23 protein-coding genes and 1 pseudogene are annotated in these 19754 nt (G+C 40.4%); 4 read left to right on the forward strand and 20 right to left on the reverse strand.

Features of this window, described 5'->3' with window-relative positions:
* Nucleotides 1-106: 106 nt before the first annotated feature.
* From EUBREC_RS09140 to EUBREC_RS09150, 3 genes are read left to right on the forward strand one after another with little or no spacing between them, the layout of a single operon-like run.
* Entirely contained in the window at nucleotides 107-250 is a 144-nt protein-coding gene (locus tag EUBREC_RS09140; RefSeq protein ID WP_012742863.1) for a CD1871A family CXXC motif-containing protein, read from the forward strand.
* Nucleotides 243-1130: a 4Fe-4S binding protein gene (locus EUBREC_RS09145; protein ID WP_012742864.1), complete on the forward strand. Its 888-nt coding sequence runs from the start codon at nucleotides 243-245 to the stop codon at nucleotides 1128-1130. Before EUBREC_RS09140 ends, EUBREC_RS09145 begins: the two co-directional genes overlap by 8 nt.
* A gap of 42 nt (nucleotides 1131-1172) precedes the next feature.
* A complete protein-coding gene (locus EUBREC_RS09150; protein WP_012742865.1) occupies nucleotides 1173-2075 on the forward strand; it encodes a TlpA disulfide reductase family protein in 903 nt (300 codons plus the stop codon).
* Nucleotides 2076-2124: 49 nt separating this feature from the next.
* Here the strand turns inward: EUBREC_RS09150 and EUBREC_RS09155 are convergent, their stop codons facing one another.
* On the reverse strand, nucleotides 2125-2913 hold the full coding sequence (locus EUBREC_RS09155; protein WP_012742866.1) for an AraC family transcriptional regulator: 789 nt from the start codon (nucleotides 2911-2913) through the stop codon (nucleotides 2125-2127).
* A gap of 30 nt (nucleotides 2914-2943) precedes the next feature.
* On the reverse strand, nucleotides 2944-4308 hold the full coding sequence (locus tag EUBREC_RS09160; RefSeq protein ID WP_012742867.1) for an MFS transporter: 1365 nt from the start codon (nucleotides 4306-4308) through the stop codon (nucleotides 2944-2946).
* Between the two features lie 258 nt (nucleotides 4309-4566).
* Between EUBREC_RS09160 and EUBREC_RS09165 the strand changes: the two genes are divergently transcribed.
* Nucleotides 4567-5424: an AraC family transcriptional regulator gene (locus EUBREC_RS09165; RefSeq protein WP_022292401.1), complete on the forward strand. Its 858-nt coding sequence runs from the start codon at nucleotides 4567-4569 to the stop codon at nucleotides 5422-5424.
* Between the two features lie 63 nt (nucleotides 5425-5487).
* Here EUBREC_RS09165 and EUBREC_RS09170 read toward each other — a convergent pair whose 3' ends face one another.
* From EUBREC_RS09170 to EUBREC_RS17005, 18 genes and pseudogenes are all read right to left on the reverse strand, one after another.
* Nucleotides 5488-6435, reverse strand: a complete 948-nt coding sequence (locus tag EUBREC_RS09170) for a beta-galactosidase small subunit (protein ID WP_012742870.1) — start codon at nucleotides 6433-6435, stop codon at nucleotides 5488-5490.
* Nucleotides 6419-8320 carry a glycoside hydrolase family 2 TIM barrel-domain containing protein gene (locus EUBREC_RS09175; RefSeq protein ID WP_012742871.1) on the reverse strand — a complete coding sequence of 634 codons (1902 nt, stop codon included), beginning with the start codon at nucleotides 8318-8320 and terminating at the stop codon, nucleotides 6419-6421. The genes EUBREC_RS09170 and EUBREC_RS09175 overlap by 17 nt, the downstream gene beginning before the upstream one ends.
* Nucleotides 8321-8553: 233 nt before the next feature.
* Nucleotides 8554-9564, reverse strand: coding sequence for a hypothetical protein (locus tag EUBREC_RS09180; protein ID WP_012742872.1), 1011 nt, complete (start codon nucleotides 9562-9564; stop codon nucleotides 8554-8556).
* The gene (locus EUBREC_RS09185; RefSeq protein ID WP_012742873.1) at nucleotides 9554-10984 is read right to left on the reverse strand and encodes a sensor histidine kinase; all 1431 of its coding nucleotides are present in this window, start codon (nucleotides 10982-10984) and stop codon (nucleotides 9554-9556) included. The genes EUBREC_RS09180 and EUBREC_RS09185 overlap by 11 nt, the downstream gene beginning before the upstream one ends.
* Nucleotides 10981-11643 (reverse strand): response regulator transcription factor, encoded by a 663-nt coding sequence (locus tag EUBREC_RS09190; protein WP_012742874.1) that lies wholly within the window; start codon nucleotides 11641-11643, stop codon nucleotides 10981-10983. The genes EUBREC_RS09185 and EUBREC_RS09190 overlap by 4 nt, the downstream gene beginning before the upstream one ends.
* A 126-nt stretch (nucleotides 11644-11769) precedes the next feature.
* Nucleotides 11770-12666 (reverse strand): C39 family peptidase, encoded by an 897-nt coding sequence (locus tag EUBREC_RS09195; RefSeq protein ID WP_080515364.1) that lies wholly within the window; start codon nucleotides 12664-12666, stop codon nucleotides 11770-11772.
* A 306-nt stretch (nucleotides 12667-12972) separates the two neighbouring features.
* On the reverse strand, nucleotides 12973-13110 hold the full coding sequence (locus EUBREC_RS18305; RefSeq protein WP_012742876.1) for an SdpI family protein: 138 nt from the start codon (nucleotides 13108-13110) through the stop codon (nucleotides 12973-12975).
* Between the two features lie 125 nt (nucleotides 13111-13235).
* A pseudogene (locus EUBREC_RS18310) lies at nucleotides 13236-13454 on the reverse strand (DUF6674 family protein); the annotation flags it as partial.
* A 213-nt stretch (nucleotides 13455-13667) separates the two neighbouring features.
* Nucleotides 13668-13892, reverse strand: a complete 225-nt coding sequence (locus EUBREC_RS18465) for a PBECR4 domain-containing protein (protein WP_012742878.1) — start codon at nucleotides 13890-13892, stop codon at nucleotides 13668-13670.
* A gap of 513 nt (nucleotides 13893-14405) precedes the next feature.
* Entirely contained in the window at nucleotides 14406-14645 is a 240-nt protein-coding gene (locus EUBREC_RS09205; RefSeq protein ID WP_012742880.1) for a hypothetical protein, read from the reverse strand.
* Between the two features lie 7 nt (nucleotides 14646-14652).
* Complete coding sequence (locus EUBREC_RS09210; RefSeq protein ID WP_012742881.1) at nucleotides 14653-14892, reverse strand: hypothetical protein; 240 nt, start codon at nucleotides 14890-14892, stop codon at nucleotides 14653-14655.
* Nucleotides 14893-14903: 11 nt separating this feature from the next.
* Nucleotides 14904-15326 (reverse strand): single-stranded DNA-binding protein, encoded by a 423-nt coding sequence (locus EUBREC_RS09215; protein ID WP_012742882.1) that lies wholly within the window; start codon nucleotides 15324-15326, stop codon nucleotides 14904-14906.
* Nucleotides 15323-15670 (reverse strand): hypothetical protein, encoded by a 348-nt coding sequence (locus tag EUBREC_RS09220; RefSeq protein ID WP_012742883.1) that lies wholly within the window; start codon nucleotides 15668-15670, stop codon nucleotides 15323-15325. The genes EUBREC_RS09215 and EUBREC_RS09220 overlap by 4 nt, the downstream gene beginning before the upstream one ends.
* Before the next feature lie 6 nt (nucleotides 15671-15676).
* Nucleotides 15677-16339: a radical SAM protein gene (locus tag EUBREC_RS09225; protein ID WP_012742884.1), complete on the reverse strand. Its 663-nt coding sequence runs from the start codon at nucleotides 16337-16339 to the stop codon at nucleotides 15677-15679.
* 11 nt (nucleotides 16340-16350) lie between these two features.
* Nucleotides 16351-16836, reverse strand: a complete 486-nt coding sequence (locus EUBREC_RS09230) for a hypothetical protein (RefSeq protein WP_012742885.1) — start codon at nucleotides 16834-16836, stop codon at nucleotides 16351-16353.
* Nucleotides 16829-17878 (reverse strand): phosphoadenosine phosphosulfate reductase family protein, encoded by a 1050-nt coding sequence (locus tag EUBREC_RS09235; protein ID WP_012742886.1) that lies wholly within the window; start codon nucleotides 17876-17878, stop codon nucleotides 16829-16831. Before EUBREC_RS09235 ends, EUBREC_RS09230 begins: the two co-directional genes overlap by 8 nt.
* 14 nt (nucleotides 17879-17892) lie before the next feature.
* A complete protein-coding gene (locus EUBREC_RS09240) occupies nucleotides 17893-18372 on the reverse strand; it encodes a type II toxin-antitoxin system PemK/MazF family toxin (RefSeq protein ID WP_012742887.1) in 480 nt (159 codons plus the stop codon).
* Nucleotide 18373: 1 nt separating this feature from the next.
* Entirely contained in the window at nucleotides 18374-19726 is a 1353-nt protein-coding gene (locus EUBREC_RS17005) for a ParB/RepB/Spo0J family partition protein (protein WP_012742888.1), read from the reverse strand.
* Between the last annotated feature and the right edge of the window lie 28 nt (nucleotides 19727-19754).

Below are 19754 nucleotides of genomic sequence, written 5' to 3' on the forward strand. Positions count from 1 at the left end.
TAATAATCTCAAAATGTTCTCCTGCTTCTTAACAATAATTTTACAACCTATATTGTATAATACCAAAGTCAGCTGGTCAACAATACAACAAAAAAGGAGCAACATTATGTTGAAATACCAAAAAACATGTCAAATCATTCTGCTTATCCTTGGTGTATCCATGGTAAGCTATGGTGCAGTCAGAGGTGAGGCAGCTACCGTGCTTGGTAAAGCAATAAAACTATGTCTGGAGTGTGTCGGAATTGGATAAGAAAAAGAAATTACTATCAAAAAAGCTGGCAAAAATACGTGGATGGATACAGGCCGCAGCAACGCTGCTGACCAATATTCATATTCCGAATTTATTTAAGGGTAAAATATATCAGGGCAATGCAAAAACAGTATGCGTACCCGGATTAAACTGCTACTCCTGCCCTGCCGCGACAGGAGCCTGTCCAATAGGGGCATTTCAGGCAGTCGTCGGATCATCAAGATTTAAGTTTTCATACTACATAACCGGATTTTTTATTTTACTCGGTGTAACTCTCGGCAGATTTATATGTGGTTTTTTGTGCCCATTTGGATGGTTTCAGGATTTACTTCACAAAATACCCGGAAAGAAATTATCCACAGCCAAACTAAAGCCTCTTAGGTACCTAAAATATGTAATTCTTATTGTTTTCGTTATACTTCTTCCGATGCTTGTAACGAACTCTATAGGAATGGGAGACCCGTTCTTCTGCAAATATATCTGTCCTCAGGGTGTTTTAGAGGGTGCTATACCGTTATCTATTGGAAACGCTGCTATCCGTTCTGCGCTGGGAAAGCTTTTTTCTTTCAAGTGTATGATTTTAATTGCAGTGATTGTACTAAGTATCCTATTTTACAGGCCCTTCTGTAAATGGATTTGTCCGCTTGGAGCAATCTACTCGTTATTTAATAAGGTCAGCCTGCTCAAAATCACCGTTGATAGCAGCAAATGTGTCGGATGCGGTCAATGCTCAAAGGCCTGTAAGATGGATGTGGATGTGTGTAAGACACCGGATCACCCCGAGTGCATACGCTGCGGTGCCTGCATAAAGGCCTGTCCGAAGGACGCCATCTGCTACCGGTTTATGGGAAAATCATGTCAAAAAAATGACAACAGATAACTATTAAACATTTTACTATTATTTTTAAAGGAGAAATTACTCATGAAAAACAAATTATCATTTATTTCTATTTTTACACTCTGCATAGCATTATCACTTACAGCATGCGGTGGAAAGCAATCTTCCAACACAAATTCTAAGAACACTCAGACTGAAGCCGGCTCAGAAGCATCCGGCAAATCAGATTCCAAGCTTGATGATTTATATCAGCAGGAAAATCAGCTTTTTGCAGATCACGCTGATGCGTGGAACAAGGCATTTGGCATGATGAACAAAAGTGACGCCGATCCAAACGGAAATTATGCTGATTATCTTGCCGGTACCGTAGAATCAAACAAGGATTCATTCACAGACGATGAGCTTAAAACACTTAATGAGGATATTGAAACCATACGAAAAATCGAGGAACAGATAGCAGAGCTTGAAAACAAAAATAAATCATCAGACGATAACAAGAAGGACAGCTCTAAAGCCTCATCTGTATTCAGTGATTTTTCCGGTGAGGATTTTGATGGCAATAAGGTTGATGACAGCCTGTTTTCCGGTAATGCAGTAACAGTCGTCAATTTCTGGTTTACCGGCTGCAAACCATGTGTCGCTGAGTTATCCAAGCTTAACGAATTAAATGATGCTATCAAATCAATGGGCGGAGAAGTTGTTGGCATCAACACTGAGACCTTCGATGGCAATAAAACAGCTATCAAAGAGGCTGCCTCTGTTCTTGAAAGCCAGGGTGTCAAATATCGTAATCTGTCAATTGACTCCTCTAGCGCTGCCGGTAAATATGCCTCAGAAATCATGGCGTTTCCAACAACTATACTTGTTGACAGAAATGGCAATATTGTAGGCGAACCAATGCTCGGCGGAATCGATAACCAGGACAACTATGATGCCCTTATGAAGCAGATTCAGTCTGTAATTGATGCAGACAGCACAAATAAATAGTGGTCTACATATAAAAAAGCTCCTGTGCATTGCACAGAGAGCTTTTTAGTCAAATTTGTAATTTATTTCTATACTCGCTTGGTGTCAATCTATATTTTTCTTTAAAAACACGATTAAAGGTTCTAAGACTTCCAAAACCACTGTCCATCGAGATTTCTGTCAGGGTATCATCTGTAGTTTCAATTCTCTGACAGGCATACCCCAGACGCGCCTCATTCACATATTGATTAAAACTGCTGTGAAATGTCTTTGAAAACAATCTGGATAATGAAAATTTGCTCACGCCAAGGTCATGTGCCATTCCATCAAGTGATATACTCTTATTAAAATTGGCAGAAATATATGATACGGTACGATATATTATATCATCGCTGCCAATTTTGCTCTTTTCCACCAATTTCATCATCGGAATACATCTTGCTAGTATAATCTGCAAATAAGCTTGAACAACCCATATATCATTCTGCCCGGTATCTATTATGGATTCCACTGCTCTGTACACTTCATCCGGAATAACATCACTTTTTACAACAGGATATTGTGGAGCATTATTCCTCAGTACATTTTCAAATCTACCAAAAATCATTTGTGGAGCATTAATAAAAACCGCCTCATTGACTTCTGATGAAAACACCTGATAATGATGTATAACATCAGGAAATACTACTCCTATATCACCTGTTTCCATGTGATACAGCTCCTGTCCTACACCAAGCTCTAATGTTCCTTTCGTAACGCATACAATTTCCATTGCATTATGCAGATGTGGTGGCTGGTGCCGTGGCTTCCGCTTTACTGCAATAATCTCTTCATTTGTGTTTTCATACGTTAAATGCACTCAGATCATCTCTCCCATATTATACGATAATTATTCAATTCCTTTTTCTCTTCTAAGCTTTTCATTTGCAGCTTCTACATTCATCTTTGAAAGAAGAATTGTAATAAGAATCTCAAATACAAATGGTAACCATAAATACATTACCTGAAGCATAGTAATTGCAGATGCCGGCTGAGTCGCATTTGTACCTACATAACCACTGATTTCAAGCAGCCATCCTACAATAGCTGTTCCAATTCCACCACCAATTTTGATTCCAAGTGATGTGCATGAATACATAGTTCCATCTACTCTCTTTCCCTGAGTCAGGTAAGTATACTCAGAGCACTCGACAATTACTGCATTCATGTCTCCCTGCCAAGGTCCCTGTCCTAATGCTGCAACTGCAGTAAACAGCATCATCAGTGGAACGCTTCCCATGTATCCTGCTACAATCACAAGTGCTCTTGCTATCGTAGCCAGAATATATCCACGTTTATTAAGCTTATACATTCCTTTCCACTTTCCGACAAGAGTTGGTGTGAAAATAAGTGCTATTATAAGAGGAATATTTACAGCCCACGCAAATACACCAAACAGATTTTTATTCTTAAGAACCCATGTACAATAATAAATACCTGCACCAATCATAGCACTGTATAACTGCTGCAAAATATAAGTTCCACAAATCATCATATAGTACTTATTTTTAACAAGCAGCTTAAATGCCTGAACAAGACCATACTTCTTTTCTTCATCGTTCTCTATTCCGGAGTTAAGCTCCTCTTCCGGAAGCTCCTTAACCGACAATCCTGAAATCGTATTTACTACAAGGCCTATCAAAGCATAAATAATAGCTACGAATCTCCATGCAGCAGCACCTCCACCGCATACATCAACAAATGCAACTGTTATAGACTGAATTATAAGACTAGTTGAAAAGGCAAAAATAAAACGGTAAGAGCCCATCTGTACACGCTCTTTGCTGTTCTTTGTTACCAGTGAAGTAAGTGCAGAATATGCAATATTATTTGCTGTATAAAATACACCATTCAATAATGTATATGCTATAAAGAACCATGCATACTGAGCAGTCCTGCCCCAGCTTGTAGGAATTGCAAAAACTGCTACAAGTGTCAAAGCACAACCTATATAGCCATAAATCATCCATGGCCTTGCTTTTCCAAGCTTTGTATGTGTTTTATCAATAAGTGACCCAAAGAAAACATCTGTAAAACCATCAAATAATTTAGATGCTGCGATTAATGTTCCAACGATTCCTGATGCAAGTCCTATAGTATCTGTAAGATATACCATAACAAAGGATGTCAGGAATGCATATACTACATTTCCTGCAATATCACCGGAACCATAACCAATTTTGTTGTACCACTTTAAGTACGTCTTTTCTTCCATAAGAAACCTCCAATTTTCAACTTATTTTTTCTCTAACAGCTATACCAATTTTAAATACTTGTGCAATTTTTGTCTATAAACATAATAGGCTGTAATATGCACAAAATGATACTTTTCAAACACTACAGTTTCACAGCTATTTGACTCAATTCCATTTGAAACGTAATCAATACACAATATCATGCTCTAAACATTTTGTCCATAAATATAAATAGACAAAACATGCATAAAATGCTACAATACAAGCGGAGGTGTATAATGTATATTAACACGGGATATTTGAATCATTCACATAAAGATTTTAAAGATAAAAGCCGCCCTCTGATTGTAGGAAGCTGCGGAACCTATCGCCTGTCACAGCATCCTAAGATGCCTACATACAGGCCCAGAGGAAGACTGGATTACCAGATTATATACATATCATCCGGTCTTGTTCATTTCCACTTTGACAATCCTGAAAATGAGACAATCATTCCAGCAGGACATATAGTGTTATTTCGCCCAAAAGAGCTTCAAAAATATGAATTTTATGGTAAGGATAAGACTCAGATATATTGGCTTCACTTTACCGGAAGCGACGTAAAAAACACTTTAAGAAAATACGGATTTACAGACAATAAAAGAGTCTTTAATGTTGGAACATCTCTTGAATATGAACAGGTTTTCAAAAGGATTATTACAGAGCTTCAAAGATGTCAGGACAATTATGAGGAAATGCTCATGCTTTTGCTACGACACCTTTTGATTATATTTAACCGTAAAATAACAACTGAGCATGTAATCAGAAATGAATTCCTTGACAGCCAGATGGATACAGCAATTACATATTTCAATACAAACTACAACCGCTCTATTAACGTGGAGGAATATGCTTCATCAATTGGTATGAGCATAAGCTGGTTTATCAGGAGCTTTCGGAAATATACCGGTAATACACCAGTACAATTTCTCACAGCACTAAGGATGACAAACGCACAGGTGCTGCTTGAAACGACATCCTACTCTATAAACGAGATTGCAGGCATTGTCGGATACAATAATCCACTATACTTCAGTCGATTATTCCATAAACAAAAAGGCTGTTCTCCTTCTGAATACAGAGCCAGAAATACATAATAAAAAGACAAAAGCAATATTATAATGCCAATTTTTTCCTATACTTATCTTTTTAATGAATGACTAACAGATTGTAAAAGAATAATCCTTATCAGTCTCCGCACTGATACGATAATCCTCTTCCACATCAGTTCCCCAGCTGTCGATACCTCCAACACCTCTTACTGCGCCATATATGCATAAAACAGTTCTTCTTGCCGGTGGCAGTTCTTCATGGTGAAGAGCGTTTTCAATCTCAGATGCGGTATAAGGCAGACAAGAAAATGCAAATTTTTCATCATTCTTTTCAATGCGCAGTGTCTGTGACGAGCTATCTGTCCTGCTGTTATCAAGAGCCGTATGTCTTGTAATTTCAAGCCACTCTGTATCCATTCTCATACCACATTCCTGCGGAACAAGATATTGTGTAAGACTCAGATCACCTATCTCATAGACGCCTTCTTGTGCACCTGCTTTTCTGTCAGGATATGTTTCCCCGGAGAGTCCCTTATATAAATATTTGTCAGCCAATGTTGGCATAATAAATCTCATTCCAAATACAGGAAATTCAGGGAGCCCCTGTACTCCATTATAATGTACATCCACGCGAATCTTTCCGGACGCATCAACGCTATAGCTCACAAGAACAGTTGTCGCCGGAGTTGTTATGGTCTCGTATGTATATTTTACAATAATTTCATCAGCATAAACATCACCGCCATAGCTGTTATTATCAGGTGCATATGGGTTTTGCTCCTTGCCATCCATGATCACCTGTATTCCCTTACAGTCAATAAACATATCTGCCGAAAGCCAGCTTCCGCTTTTAATATGGAACTTGCTTCCCCTGTCATTATCTGTCAACGCTCTCCAGAAAGTAGGCTTTGGGCAACGATACAGCCACTCATATCCATTTTTAACGATAGATTCCAGTCCCCCCTGTGCATAAGAGAAAATATAATCAAAGCCTTCACCATGTACACCTAATGTATAGTCACCATAGACCACTCTTAATTTATCTGTATAAGCCATAGTAATACCTCACTTCCTGCATTGCCGGTTTTTCTTTCCTGTCAGCAAATACAATTCCATTTGCTGAGAATTCATAGTCTGCCGGTTTATCATCAAAATCTCCGCCATAGCGTAAAACATCTTTTCCTGTAACGGAATCTTTTACCATAATTGCCTGGTCAATAAAATCCCATATAAATCCGCCATGATACATATCGTATTTGTCAATCAGCTTCATATAAGAGCCAAGTCCACCCATTGAATTTCCCATATCATGCATGAATTCGCATAAAATATACGGTTTTTTCGGACTGTTATTCAAGTATTCCTCTACATCCTCCGGTTTTGCATACATTCTGGTCTCAAAATCAGAAATAGTATCCTCATATGCCCTATTATAATAAGAGCTTTCATAATGAACTAATCTTCCATCCTTCTTTTCGGCAAAATAAACGTTCATTGCCTCAATGTCGTCTCCTGCATAGGATTCATTTCCTAATGACCAGAAAAGGATAGATGTATGGTTTTTAAAAGTTTCGAAATTGTTTTTTGCACGCTCAAGCACTGCATCTCTCCACTGTGGAATAGATCCCGGTACATTGCATGACGGTTCGATTGCCCCTAGTTTTTGGAATGAGCCATGGCTCTCCAGATTTGTTTCTGCCATCACATAAATACCTGCATCGTCGCACATATAGTACCATGGTATCTGGTCAGGATAGTGACAGGTACGCACAGAATTAATATTGTTTCTTAACATACATGATATATCTGCCTTCATGTCTTCTATACCAATGCATCTTCCTGTTCTTGCATTCCACTCATGACGGTTTACTCCCGTGATAACAAGACGTTTTCCATTCAAATAGACTACTTTATCTATAATCTCTATTCTTCTGAAACCGATATCATAAGGAATTACCTCGGCCAGTGAACCATCCTCTGCTTTAAGCTCAACATAAGCATGATATAAATATGGATTATGATTGTCCCACAGCCTGACACTTTCCAAGTCAACACAAATCGTGCCTTCCAAATGGTTGTTTTCTTTATTTAACTGTAATGACTTCTCAACTAATATATTTTCTTCTCTGTCTTTTAAAATAAAGCCAGCAGTTACATTCTGACTGTCAGGAGCAGATACCTTCATGCTGACAGATACGCTTCCGCTTTCATTATCTTGATTTAACACAGGTTTGAACCATACATTCTCCAGATGAACATCCGGAATTGCCTTCAAAGTAACATTTCTGAAAATTCCAAAAAATCTGAAAAAGTCCTGATCCTCTAAAAATGCCGCCGTGCTCATCTTATGTACCTGCACTGCAAGAACATTTCCCTTTTCCTTAACATATGGTGTCAGATCAAACTCAGAAGGTGTGAAGCTGTCCTCTGCATAACCTATAAACTGACCATTAAGCCACAGATACATAGCCTCTTCTACACCTTCGAAGCAGATATGTATTCTTTTTCCACACATGTTCTTATCCAAATCAAAGTATTTGATATAAGAGCCTACCGGATTGTACTGTGCTTCTGAGAACATTCCTTCTTCTGCTCCGGTTGCCTCCATACTATATGCTCCTCTGTGGTACTCTTTTCCTTCCCACGGATACATAGTGTTGATGTAACGTATTTTATCATATCCAGCCAGTTCAATATGTCCGGGAACCATAATTTTATCGAATCCGGATGCATCAAATGTTTCCTTATAAAAATCAACAGGTCTTTCCATCACATTTTTGCTGTAAGCAAACTCCCATTGACCATTTAATGACTGTAATAATGGATTTTTTTCTTTTTTCATGTCTGAATAATCCAGATAATAGCAATGATCACTATGTGGTTCCAATTGATTTACCTTAAACACTTCCGGATTATCAAGCCATTTCATATCAGCGTTCATATTTTTCCTCACTTTCCAATTATTATATATAAAACCGAGAACAATAACTGCTTTGTTATATCTAAGATATAACAAAACCCTTGCAAAGAGCAATGTAATAAATTGTACAAATCATGCACTAAATGATACTGTTATAATTACTGTATTATAAAATGAGGGTCAAAAGGCATCATTGATGCTTGCATGCAATTTAAAAAGCTCCCGTGCATTGCACAGAGAGCTTTTTAGTCCGGTTAGTACAGACATATATTAACACGCGAATTATATGATGACACTTGCTTTCCCTTTTTTTCAAATCTTTGGATTCTTGTAATAACCTGATATTCCATCTGCAGCTTGTCCGATGAACAAGAGTATACATAAGGTTCAAAACCGGTATATTCATCATCCCCTTGCGTATAATTATTCCCATAATAAAAATTCTCTATTATATTTGTCTCAAAGGAAGAATCTATTTTTGATTCAGACTCTTTTGGATCACCCATAGAATAATCACTGCCATATGTCTTTGCATATAAATCTCTCATCACTGCAGCCTGTGCCTTGGGGCTATCCACATCTGCACAATAATATGTAATATAAAACGGTACTCCAAGCACCGCATCAACAGCGGCCAGCATTCTCGTATCTTCAAATGATATTATAAATACCCACGCCGACAATTCCTTGCTTATATCCGATGTTACAAAATAATCTGATATTGTGTTATCAATACTATCATCCAAAGCAACTGCTGCACCATATTGCCAAGGAGCTGCTTCATATGTCTGTTCTGTTTCGCTGTCTGTATCCTTTGAATAGTTACTTTCAAGGCTTTGGAGCATAACTATATCGTCTTCACCGAGCATCTGCATAATACCTGACTGCTTCTGCAGCTCACAGGCACCCTTCAGAAAAGTCTGAATAGCCGTATAAGCCTGTCCCACCGGAATCTCAGTATCCAACGGTTCCCTTTTCTCACTATATTTCCCATTCCACAGCTCATTTACATTATCCTGCATCAGAGACATCATCTTTGTAAGCCTCTCTTCAGCTGAAATAGAGTGGCTGTAGGGGCTTATATCTGCGTTGCTTATCGTAGTACTCGTTTTGGCAATTTTTGCTGCTTTAAGTGAAATCAGATAATTCGGTATCATATTTCCCGCACATACAACTGCCAGAATAATGCATATACACACTATTCCCTTGATTTTATCCGGTTTTTTATCAATACATTTGCGCACTGATAAATGCTTACTTCTCATCCAATGCCTCCGCTTTCATGTCAAAATACACCCTGGTTCCTTTACCTGACTCACTCTCATAATGGATTTTTGTATCATGCAGCTTAGCAATCCTTGATACAAGTGCAAGCCCAAGCCCTGCTCCATGCTCACTTCTTGATCGTGACTTGTCAACCATATAAAAAGCCTCTGTAATGCGCTCTATATCCTCAGGCGGTATTCCTCTTCCATTGTCCGAAACTGCAATACGATAAATACTGTGCGAAATAAGTCTGCCTGATACCTCTACCTTGCTGCCTCCTGATTTCACTGCATTGTCTATCAGATTAAGAAGCATGGTCTTAAACAGATCATATTCCAGCCACACCCATGCCTCATCCGCACTGTACACAATCTCTGTATTATGCTTTCTTGCTGCTTCACGTGCGGTTTCCACACAGTCTGCTATAATCTCAGATACTCTTGTCTCTTCAAGCCTGAAATCATTTTTATCAAGAGTGATAAGCTCCAGCAGCTTAAATGATAATGCTTCAAGCCTCATGCCCTCATTCAGTATGACTCCGGCAGCACTGTGCACCTCATCCTCGGACAGTTTTTTCTGATACAGGGTATCGGCATATCCTATAATTGATGTCATTGGGGTTTTGAGCTCATGTGCGAAGTTTGCAGTAAAATCCTCCTGCTTCTTTGCCGCCATCTGAAGTTCATAAACTTTGCTTTCAAGGTTTTTCGCAAGCTCGTTGAAAGCCTTTGCAAGCTCACCTATTTCATCCTTTGTCTTCACATCACTTCTTGCCGTGTAATCGCCATCTGCAAATTTTTTGGTGGTGGCTGTTAATCCGGCAAGAGGCTTTGTAATCATCCAAGAAAGTATCAATATGACCATCATACCAACAGCAAGTATAACAATGTAGTACACGCTGCATCTATACCTAAGCTCCTTTGACTCATCGAAAACCGGTGTAATATCACTTTCCGTTATCAGAATATACCTGTTATCATTCAGTTTAAAGCTGCTTTTGACATGGATATATCTGCTGCTTTGCTTTTCACCGGTATCTTTAGTATTCTCTTTTGACACTATACTGTATGTAAGCGTACCATCCTTTACCTTTATATCCTTTTGCTCATAATTACATGAATTGGCATATATCCTTTTTCCATCATCATCAGCAAGATACATTCCTCCTTCATCTCCAACAATGGATTTTGCCGACTGCGACATCATATCTGTAAGCTCCTTATCCACATCCTCACTCTTCATATTAAGGATTACCGTTTCAATCGAGTATTTTATCATCTGATGCTGTGAAAGTGCACTGTCCTGCTCCCTTTTCACTGCATGCTCCAGCGAATATGATAGAGTCACATATTCTATCATTCCAAGGGCAACAGCCAGTATCACTGTCATTCCAAGAAACATTTTATAGAAAAATTTCATCCGCGAACCTCCAGACGATAGCCAATCCTGAAAACTGTGACAATCTTTTCATTCCAGTCAAGCTTTTTCCTCAGTCTTTGTACATGTGAGTCCAGTGTCCTTGTCTCCCCGGTATACTCCTCCTGCCATACAAGTTCATAAAGCCTGCGCCTGCTGAGTGCAACATTCTTATTCTTCATAAGCTCATACAACAGATCAAATTCCTTTACTGTGAGCTCTACCTGCTCACCTGCCTTTATCACTGTACGTGATTTAGGATCTATAGCTACATCCTCTATTTCCAGACGCTCTGCCATGCGCTGAGTGCGCCTTAATACGGTTTCCACTCTCGCAAGCAGCTCCCCTATCTGAAATGGTTTGCATATGTAATCATCCGCGCCCATACGAAGCCCGCGTATCCTTTCATCCACCTGTCCCATAGCAGATATTATTATGACCGGAGTATCCCCAATTCTCCTGACATAGTCAAGCAATTCATAACCATTTATCTCAGGAAGCATAATATCAAGCAGCAGCAGATCATATCTGTTCTGCTCAATTTTGTCCGCCCCTTCCTTGCCATCAAACGCTCTTTCGCATTGATATCCCTCTGCCTTCAGGGTGTTGCATATTAAATTATTTATGTCGTTGTCATCTTCCACTATGAGAATACTGGTCATAAGCTGCTCCTCTTCTATGATTATGATAGAATTATTATAGCATAAAGATGTGTCATAGTTGTAAAAAACACCCTGTTATTTAACTCAATAATAGGATGTTTTACCGGCACTTATACAAATATATTCTCACACATACATACTCCAGACAGCTCTAATCTGAGATGATATATTTTTGAATAACCACCTTTTGCCACTTTTTTCAATGCTGTTTGGATCATTTATTGAAAATCCTTCATCATCATAGCCTGTTATAACCATAAAATGCCCTGTATCGGTAAAATCTCCCGGTCCTACATTTACCACAATAGGATGTCCTTCATCAAGCTCTGCTTTCATTCTGCTCTCATCCAGCGCCACTGCCTTTGCTTTTACGCCGTAGTGCATGCAGCCTTCACTTATAAGTGTCCATGAACTTCCCGATCCATCCACACTGTAACCGGCTTCCTTTGAATACTTTGCTACTGCAATAGGTGATGCCTCCCTATTGTGCGTCAGATAAACCACTACCATCGAAAGTGTAGTGGGACCGCATCCGCTTGCTGCAAAGAAATTGCCGCTATATTTTTCGTAGCCCCAGCGTTTATCCCACTGCACAAATAACGGAACACTATCCATAGACGCTTCTTCTGTCAAATCAATTGTGTGTTCCTTCACATGTTCCGCCGGATAATCAAACACAAACTCAAGTGCCTCTTCATTCTTCAAAGCAAGGTCCTTTAGCTGTTTTGGATATTGGGTACTGTTCATTATATCATCAAGCATCGACTGATTATTTTGTATCTTATTCTTTTCAGAGATTTTGCTATTTTCTATAACAGCATTATCATATGTATTATTTCCGGCTTCAACATCATATCTATTTGTCCTGCCATCACCGGATGTTATCATACGGATTCCAACAGCCACAAATACAGCCACAGCTATGATACTACAGGAAAATATGATAAAACGCAGTATCTTTCTGCGCCTGCATCTCCTTCGACGTAAACTTGCCCCATGTCTGCAACATTTGTTTTGTGTCATGTCCACTTTCTACCCTCCTGCTTCTTTGTAACTGATATTGTGTATCATTACTCTATCAAAAGCATTCGTTTATTATGTTGCATACTTGTGTCATAGTTGTAAAATATTCCAATATTAAATTGTATAAATAAACTGACCAATGACAGTATTGCAGGATATTTTAACCTGTCACTGTATTAAGCAACTTTTGACTATATATTCTGTTATTTTGGCAAGTAATAATTCTTTTCGTATTCTATAATGACATCGTAAACAGAAAGGAGATGAATTTCCATGAGAAATAAATTACACAATTTTATTAATAACTTACTTAGCTTTTATGCAAGCTTCTTTACTCACAGATTTTATCAAATGTAATGTGCATAGCATACATAAAATACCTGATGTCCCCCATATCCTTCCACTAAAGCTATGAGCTGCATTCCAGTTTTCTTCATCCTGCAATGTCCATACGATTCTGATTCCTATCGTATTGTTCTGCTTAATCTTTGGCAGGTAATTTCCTATAACAATAAACTTGTTCCATAATAGATTAATGCTATAAATAAATCCTCTGTTTCTGCTCTCTCAGCTTCACGAAATCCTTTTGCAAGAAGCGCTGTCTTTGCTATGTCCTTATCCGTAGTCTTGATTGCACCTCTTACATTTTCCTTTGCTTCTTTGACTATGCTCTTAGCAGTAGATTTGACCTGTTCTTTCACCTCAGATACCTGCGACTTTATCAGCTCACACTTGGTATAAAATTGCTCCTGTGCCTCTGATAATACCTTTTTAGCATTATTGGTAATGGGTAAAAAATAGCCATCTAGATTGTTAGTCCAAATGGCTTATGTAAAAAAAATATTATTTTCCATAAGGTAATCAGCCTCAATCATTGAATACATATTTGCCTTTTTATTGTATTTAAACACTGTATCATTACTATCTATCATTTGTTCAAGTAATGGCAAAAAATGTATTCTTTGCTCTATCTTTTTATAAAAATCAGATGATTCTATTTTCTAAATTGCAATTGTTCCATCTGCTATTTCATCAAATACTTTGCCTCTGTCTCTACTCAATTCAGGTCTATCAACAAGATATTGCAGTCCCATAAGATGAAAACAATCTTTTTTGTCAAATAAGATTCTTAATGTAACTGCAACACCTTTTCTGCCCAACACAAGCTCATATTCTGTCGATAATAGCGGAATAAAGGCATTTATACAATCTATAACATTTCTCATTACAGTTCTCCACTACTTCTTTAGATTAAGAAAGGCTCTGCAAAAGCAGAGCCCTTCTAACATTTTCTTTCGAGGATTAACCTCTAGCCAGATTGTGGTAAATGTTAAACCCTTATAAAGCTCATAAGGCACTGCTCTCTGGCACAACACCTTACTTTACCGCTTGGCAGACACTCAAGTTGCCTGTCTTTAATATTATATTACCTGTCATGTGAAAATATGTCAATCCAAAATTTTATGTTCTACAAAAATTCTGTAGACTTCTCGTAGACTTTGGCTTAGGATTAACACGTAAACTTGGTAGACATAAAAAATAAGAGAGCCTTCGGATTTCTCCAAAGACTCTCCAAAAAGCCTATAAAATCAAGCTTTCTATTTAGAATTTGCCCTCATCAGCAGCCTGCTGAACAGAAACAGTAATGCACGTATTTATCGCATCCACTGGCATTTTTGTTGCCTGTATGTTTCCTATTCATCAATTTTTATACCTATTCAGCACTCCTCACGGCTTATTTAGCATTCCTCTCCGGCATACACGAAACCTGTCTCTTCCCAAAACTTCATCGGGGAAATGTAGTAATCGTACTGGCTGCTCCCTTCTTTCTTAAAAGCAACTCCGAATTTCAGAAACCCAAGGATAATTCCCTGGCGTATAAACTGCTGATCCTTTTTCATTACTCTTGCCGCTACTGCCACAGGTACATTTTCACCAGTGAACTCCGGTACTTCCAAATATACTTTACTCTTATCCATTTGTCAACTAACTCCTTTCTTTCTGTGCTGCAGTCAGAGCATTCACAATATCCTCTGCCTTCTTTGGCCCGATGCCCTTCACGCCCAGGATAACTTCTCTCACTTCATTCTCGGTCAAACCTTCCGCATCTTTCATACCGTCCGCATGGCCTGCCTTGTATAAATTCTTGCAGAATGCATCCATCTGCTGATGATCCATTCTCTTAACATCCTTGTATGTTTTTCTGTTCAATGTGTACTGTTTCATCCTTCGCCCTCCTATACAAACGGTAGCTCGCTGTCGTCTCCTGCAGGCATAAATCCATCATTCCCCGACTGTGGTGCCGGTGCAGGCTGGTTGCTATATGTACCGCCGCTCTCGGCGTTTTTGCTCTCGGCAAATTCCTGGTCCTCTGCCACAACGTCTGTCGTATATATACGCTGGCCTTCTTTATTCGTGTAGCTTCCGGTCTGTATTCTGCCGGTCAGCACAATCTTTGTTCCTTTATGCAGGTATCTCTCAGCAAACTCTCCCGCCTTGCCGAACGCAACGCACTGGATGAAATCTGCTGAGTTTTCCTGGTTTTTCCCTCTTCTGTCAACCGCCAGGGTGTATCTCGCTACTGCCATAGCCTGCTCTCCCTGTGTATATCTGACTTCCGGATCGCGTGCGAGACGCCCCATCAAAATTACTTTATTCATTGTCCTACTCCTTTCTCAATTTCCTGTATTTTTAACACGTAGTATAACTTTCCTGGCTCAGCTCCCCATTCCGGCTTGCCTTTTCCAAAATGCAATGTGCATTTACAGATGATTTCCGGAGATTCTTTGGAATAACCATTTCTAAATACTATCGGCACCGGCCATGGCTTCCGGATTTCTTCCGGTGCCGCATCTCCATATATCATCTGCCCTCCAACCAGGATAAAGCCGAAAGCGTTCATAAATCTGCTGTCGTAGTACGGCTTGATTTCTCTGTACTCTTCTTTCTTTTCTCCGGAAGCGATCATATCAAACCACTTCTTCTTGATCGGCAATATCAGCATACCTTTTCACCTCTCCTCTTGGATGTCGGCTTCAATCTCCGAAAACTTCGTATAAATCCTATTCTCTGCATAGTAGATATTGTAGTCTTTCTGTCTGATATAGTGCCACAGTCCCTTGTTGTGCCCTGCTTTCAAAAAATCGTCGTTGTAATATTCTGTCTCGTATCTATCGTTTACCATTTGTCGGAAGCTGAGTTCATCTATCTGATCTGAGCAACGAACAAAATCCGAAATTCTGTTAATCTCTTCTCTTGAAAGTTTCTCTGTTGCTACAAACACGACCCTAACTATTTCCGCTCCGCGTCTCACTACATTCTCCAAATCTTCAACGGATTGCAGATGATACACAACTCTTTTGCAGAAATGGTACGGGAACTCCGACTCTGTATAGCTCGTGTGCATTTCCATTGGAATACCGGCTTTAATGCAGATACCCATAACCATACCGAGATACATCGGTACAAGCGGATTGTCACTGTACCGATAGAGCGGATCTCCGCCGCCGGAGATAGACACAATATTCGCTCCGGTCATTTTAATTGCATCTTCTAGTTTATCCAGGCCGCCTATCGTGGATTTAGGAACTTTGATTCCATTCTCTCGGACTATGCAATACGGGCACCTTCCATGGCACCCAAAGTTTGTTATTATGCTTAAATATTTATCCATATACGCTCTCCTTATTTTCCTGTTGTTCTGTCTCTTGCTGCAGACCGGAACATCATCAACAGCATTTCTGATACTGGCCTGCTTCTATCTTTCCTCTTTGCCTTCTTGATTGCTTTGAGGTCGTACCACTCACCCCGGTAGTTCATTCTATCCGGAACATACACGCCTATCTGGTATGGAATTTCTTTCTTGATCTGCTCGTACACTTCCTCCGGCATCACATAGTAATTGTAGTCTCCCAGGAAGTTGTGACCGTTCTTCGAGTGAAAATCCTCTACTGAGGACTTAACCTCATAGCAATAGAAGTCTCCCTTCTCTATGCCGGACACTGTATTGTTTACCGGCTTGAATTTCATAAAATCCACCCGCACTGCATTCATGGTGGCGTAGTCGAAAGTCACTTCCCTGGCCCAGTAAATTCTCGGATCATTGTCCGGGCAGATGTGCCGCTGGATTGAGAGCGACAACATCGCCGTGATTTCCGGTCTGCTATTCATCTTCCTGCACCTCCTCTGTTGGTATTCCTGCGTAATTCAACGCCTGCTCATATGTCATGCCGTGATTTTTTATCTGCAGGCAGCCCTCGCACATTCTCCTGTGCTTATCGTTATCAGATGTTCTCAACCGCTGCAATCTATTCGGCACAGGCTCTAGGTGACACCCGAAGCCACACACGCAACATCCGGTTCTCTGTTCTCCTGTAAAGTACCAGTTGCCTTTCTTGTCCTGGTATGGCGTTCCATACACGCTGCAGATCGGAATGCGCTGCTCTACCGCATACTGGATAACCTCATTCTTCGGCCAAAATCCCATAGGTTGGCTCTTTATTGTGTGACCGTCGTACACATTGCATCCCGTGTGGTTGTACTGGTTCTCTCTTCTGAAACTCTCGTCCTGTGTTATGCCGATAAATGGCTGTCTGCCTGTCTCCTTGACATACCTCTTGAACGGTTCTTTTTTTAGTGCCTCGCAGCAATACTCCGAAATGTCTGCAGGCATCCGTTCCGTGTCCGTCAAATACTGCCACTTCTTCGCCAGCATTCCGAATTTTCCTCTCTTATCTCCGTTGAGCAAGTAGTTTCTGTATTTCTCGCTAAGCTTTCCATGTCTCAGTTTCCTAATCTTTCCTGCTGTATCTTTGCTTGTAATCGGAAATCCTTTGTTTTCACATACCCACTTAAAACTATGCTTCGGCCGGATCACTACCAACTCAATATCGAGTTCCGGGAACTGCTCTTTGAGCCATTTCGTATATGTCTTAACAAACTCTCTGATTTCCGGAAATTCCGTCCCGGTGTCCGCAAACACCAAGGGAATTTTACCGGTCAATTTATACTTTCTGTACGCTTGGCACACTATGTACGCCAAGACTGTACTATCCAGTCCGCCGCTGAATGATATGTAAACCTCTCCGTACCAATAATTCCACCACTGATATACTCTTACCATAGAGAATGACGGCTTCATCTCATACGGCTGGTACTTCATGCTTTTGAAACTGTCCTTTGGAAATTTCAAATCTTCTTCCAGTAGGTACATCTCGTGTCTCCTTTCTATCTGCTGAGCATTTTCTCGATCAGCTGGTCGTATAACAGCTTATAGTCCGGACCACTCTTTGCTTCCCTCAGCTCGGCTTTGGTTCTGTCGAGTTCCGCCTGCAGATTATTCAAATGTTCTAATGTGTCCGTATCTAACTGCCCTGGCCCACACTTCATTCCTAACGAAACCGCCAGGGCAATGTCCAAATCCTGCACTTCACTTTCTGTCAGCTCTCCAATCCACTCTCCAATTCTTTCCTCCGAAACCGTGGAAATCTGCTCGCACAAGAGTGTTGATGGTCTAAGTGCTGACTCAATATATACATGAGTCGGAAGGTCAGTCTTTGGTTTGGTCGTCATATATACCACTTCGACCGTGTTGCTGTTCGCATTGTTCTTATCGTTTGATACTATAACTGCTGGGCGCCCCCCCCGCTGCTCGCTTCCCTCTTCTCTGTAATTGCTTCTGACGTAGTAAATCTGTCCTCTCTTCATGCTACTTTGCACCTTCTTTCTTTACATATAAATCGCTGGTTCCTTCGACCACGCCCTTCTCTTCGTCGTTAGGAAACTGGAAGCCGTACTGTTCCAGTATTCCGTAGAACGCCTTCACCTTCTCACCTTTGACCGTGTTGTATGTGTAATTCCACTCAACCAAATCTGCGTCAGCGACCATTGCGGATACCAGGCAGAGAAGTTTCTGCAGTACGCTGAGTCCCTGCATTTTCTTACGTGCTGCTTCTTTTTCTTCTTCCGGCGCATTGTAAACCTCGCATCCCACAAAGAACTCAATCAGCTTGTTATGACCTGTGAATGTCTCCCAATCCATCATCTGCTCGAAAAGGTCCGCTTCAACCTGCTTTTCGTCTGTGACTTTTTTTATTCTTCCGGATAAAATACCTTCAATGAACGCCTTCCTCGTATTGGCCGCTTCTTTCAGAATTGCCTTGATCTGTTTCTTATTCCGCATATTCTGCTTTTTGGCTTCCTCTTCCGGCGTAAGCACCTTCTTTTCCTTCTTTTTCTTACGGATCACGTACAATGTTCCATATCTTTCCAGGTAGAACATCGGCTCGCCATCGTCCTCGAACTTCATTGTCTTAGGCGGCTCCTTGTCGAGGCTGTAGTCCTTCATGCGTTCCCACTTATCCGTGTAAAACTCACTGTCCGCTTCCTTCGGAGCTTTCTTTAATCCCAGTTTCTTCATCATTGCCACGTACAACTTCATGTTTTCCTGGCGTTTCTGCTCCTTCTGAGCGTTGATTGCTCTTCTTGCCAAATCTCTCGAATCTGTGGAATCCTTCAAAATCTTGTCCCTGGTCTTTACGTCCTTGATCTTTTCCAGCTCGTACAAATCCGTAAGCGACAGCTGGTAGCCGTCCTGTCTCTCTTTCTCCATCAGCGTCTTGGAATCCAGTTTTGCGATATTCAAGCGGTGTCTGATTGTTTTCTTACTAAAGCCGGTCTTTTCAGCGATTGTGTCCTCTGTTTCTCCCAAGTCAAGCATCATCTGAAATCCCTGGGCCTGTTCCCAAATCGTCAGATCATTACGCTGCATATTTTCTTCCAGCATCGTTGACATCTGCTCTTTGTCTGTCATGCCTTCTACAACCCTGCAGGGTGCCTCTGTAACGCCTGCCAGCTTAGCCGCCGCACTTCGTCTGTGACCGATGATTGTGATGTATTCTCCCGGTTCTCCTTCTTTCGGAATTACCGTCAAATTCTGCATAATTCCATTCTTCTTAATGGACTCTGCCAGCTCTGTCAAATCTCCGAGATCTTTTCTCGGATTGTCCGGGTGTGGGTGGATATGCTCCAATCCAATAGTTACGATTCCTTTAACTTCCATTGCCTGTCCTCCTTAATCTCTTAGCCAA

Source organism: Agathobacter rectalis ATCC 33656, from assembly GCF_000020605.1.
Lineage (GTDB): Bacteria > Bacillota > Clostridia > Lachnospirales > Lachnospiraceae > Roseburia > Roseburia rectalis.

Coding starts and splice junctions, on each gene's coding strand:
- EUBREC_RS09140 (WP_012742863.1), top strand. CDS start 107: ATGTTGAAATACCAAAAAACATGTCAAATCATTCTGCTTATCCTTGGT.
- EUBREC_RS09150 (WP_012742865.1), top strand. CDS start 1,173: ATGAAAAACAAATTATCATTTATTTCTATTTTTACACTCTGCATAGCA.
- EUBREC_RS09160 (WP_012742867.1), bottom strand. CDS start 4,308: ATGGAAGAAAAGACGTACTTAAAGTGGTACAACAAAATTGGTTATGGT.
- EUBREC_RS09165 (WP_022292401.1), top strand. CDS start 4,567: ATGTATATTAACACGGGATATTTGAATCATTCACATAAAGATTTTAAA.
- EUBREC_RS09170 (WP_012742870.1), bottom strand. CDS start 6,435: ATGGCTTATACAGATAAATTAAGAGTGGTCTATGGTGACTATACATTA.
- EUBREC_RS09175 (WP_012742871.1), bottom strand. CDS start 8,320: ATGAACGCTGATATGAAATGGCTTGATAATCCGGAAGTGTTTAAGGTA.
- EUBREC_RS09180 (WP_012742872.1), bottom strand. CDS start 9,564: ATGAGAAGTAAGCATTTATCAGTGCGCAAATGTATTGATAAAAAACCG.
- EUBREC_RS09185 (WP_012742873.1), bottom strand. CDS start 10,984: ATGAAATTTTTCTATAAAATGTTTCTTGGAATGACAGTGATACTGGCT.
- EUBREC_RS09190 (WP_012742874.1), bottom strand. CDS start 11,643: ATGACCAGTATTCTCATAGTGGAAGATGACAACGACATAAATAATTTA.
- EUBREC_RS09195 (WP_080515364.1), bottom strand. CDS start 12,666: ATGACACAAAACAAATGTTGCAGACATGGGGCAAGTTTACGTCGAAGG.
- EUBREC_RS18465 (WP_012742878.1), bottom strand. CDS start 13,892: ATGAGAAATGTTATAGATTGTATAAATGCCTTTATTCCGCTATTATCG.
- EUBREC_RS09205 (WP_012742880.1), bottom strand. CDS start 14,645: ATGGATAAGAGTAAAGTATATTTGGAAGTACCGGAGTTCACTGGTGAA.
- EUBREC_RS09210 (WP_012742881.1), bottom strand. CDS start 14,892: ATGAAACAGTACACATTGAACAGAAAAACATACAAGGATGTTAAGAGA.
- EUBREC_RS09215 (WP_012742882.1), bottom strand. CDS start 15,326: ATGAATAAAGTAATTTTGATGGGGCGTCTCGCACGCGATCCGGAAGTC.
- EUBREC_RS09220 (WP_012742883.1), bottom strand. CDS start 15,670: ATGCTGATATTGCCGATCAAGAAGAAGTGGTTTGATATGATCGCTTCC.
- EUBREC_RS09225 (WP_012742884.1), bottom strand. CDS start 16,339: ATGGATAAATATTTAAGCATAATAACAAACTTTGGGTGCCATGGAAGG.
- EUBREC_RS09230 (WP_012742885.1), bottom strand. CDS start 16,836: ATGAATAGCAGACCGGAAATCACGGCGATGTTGTCGCTCTCAATCCAG.
- EUBREC_RS09235 (WP_012742886.1), bottom strand. CDS start 17,878: ATGTACCTACTGGAAGAAGATTTGAAATTTCCAAAGGACAGTTTCAAA.
- EUBREC_RS09240 (WP_012742887.1), bottom strand. CDS start 18,372: ATGAAGAGAGGACAGATTTACTACGTCAGAAGCAATTACAGAGAAGAG.
- EUBREC_RS17005 (WP_012742888.1), bottom strand. CDS start 19,726: ATGGAAGTTAAAGGAATCGTAACTATTGGATTGGAGCATATCCACCCA.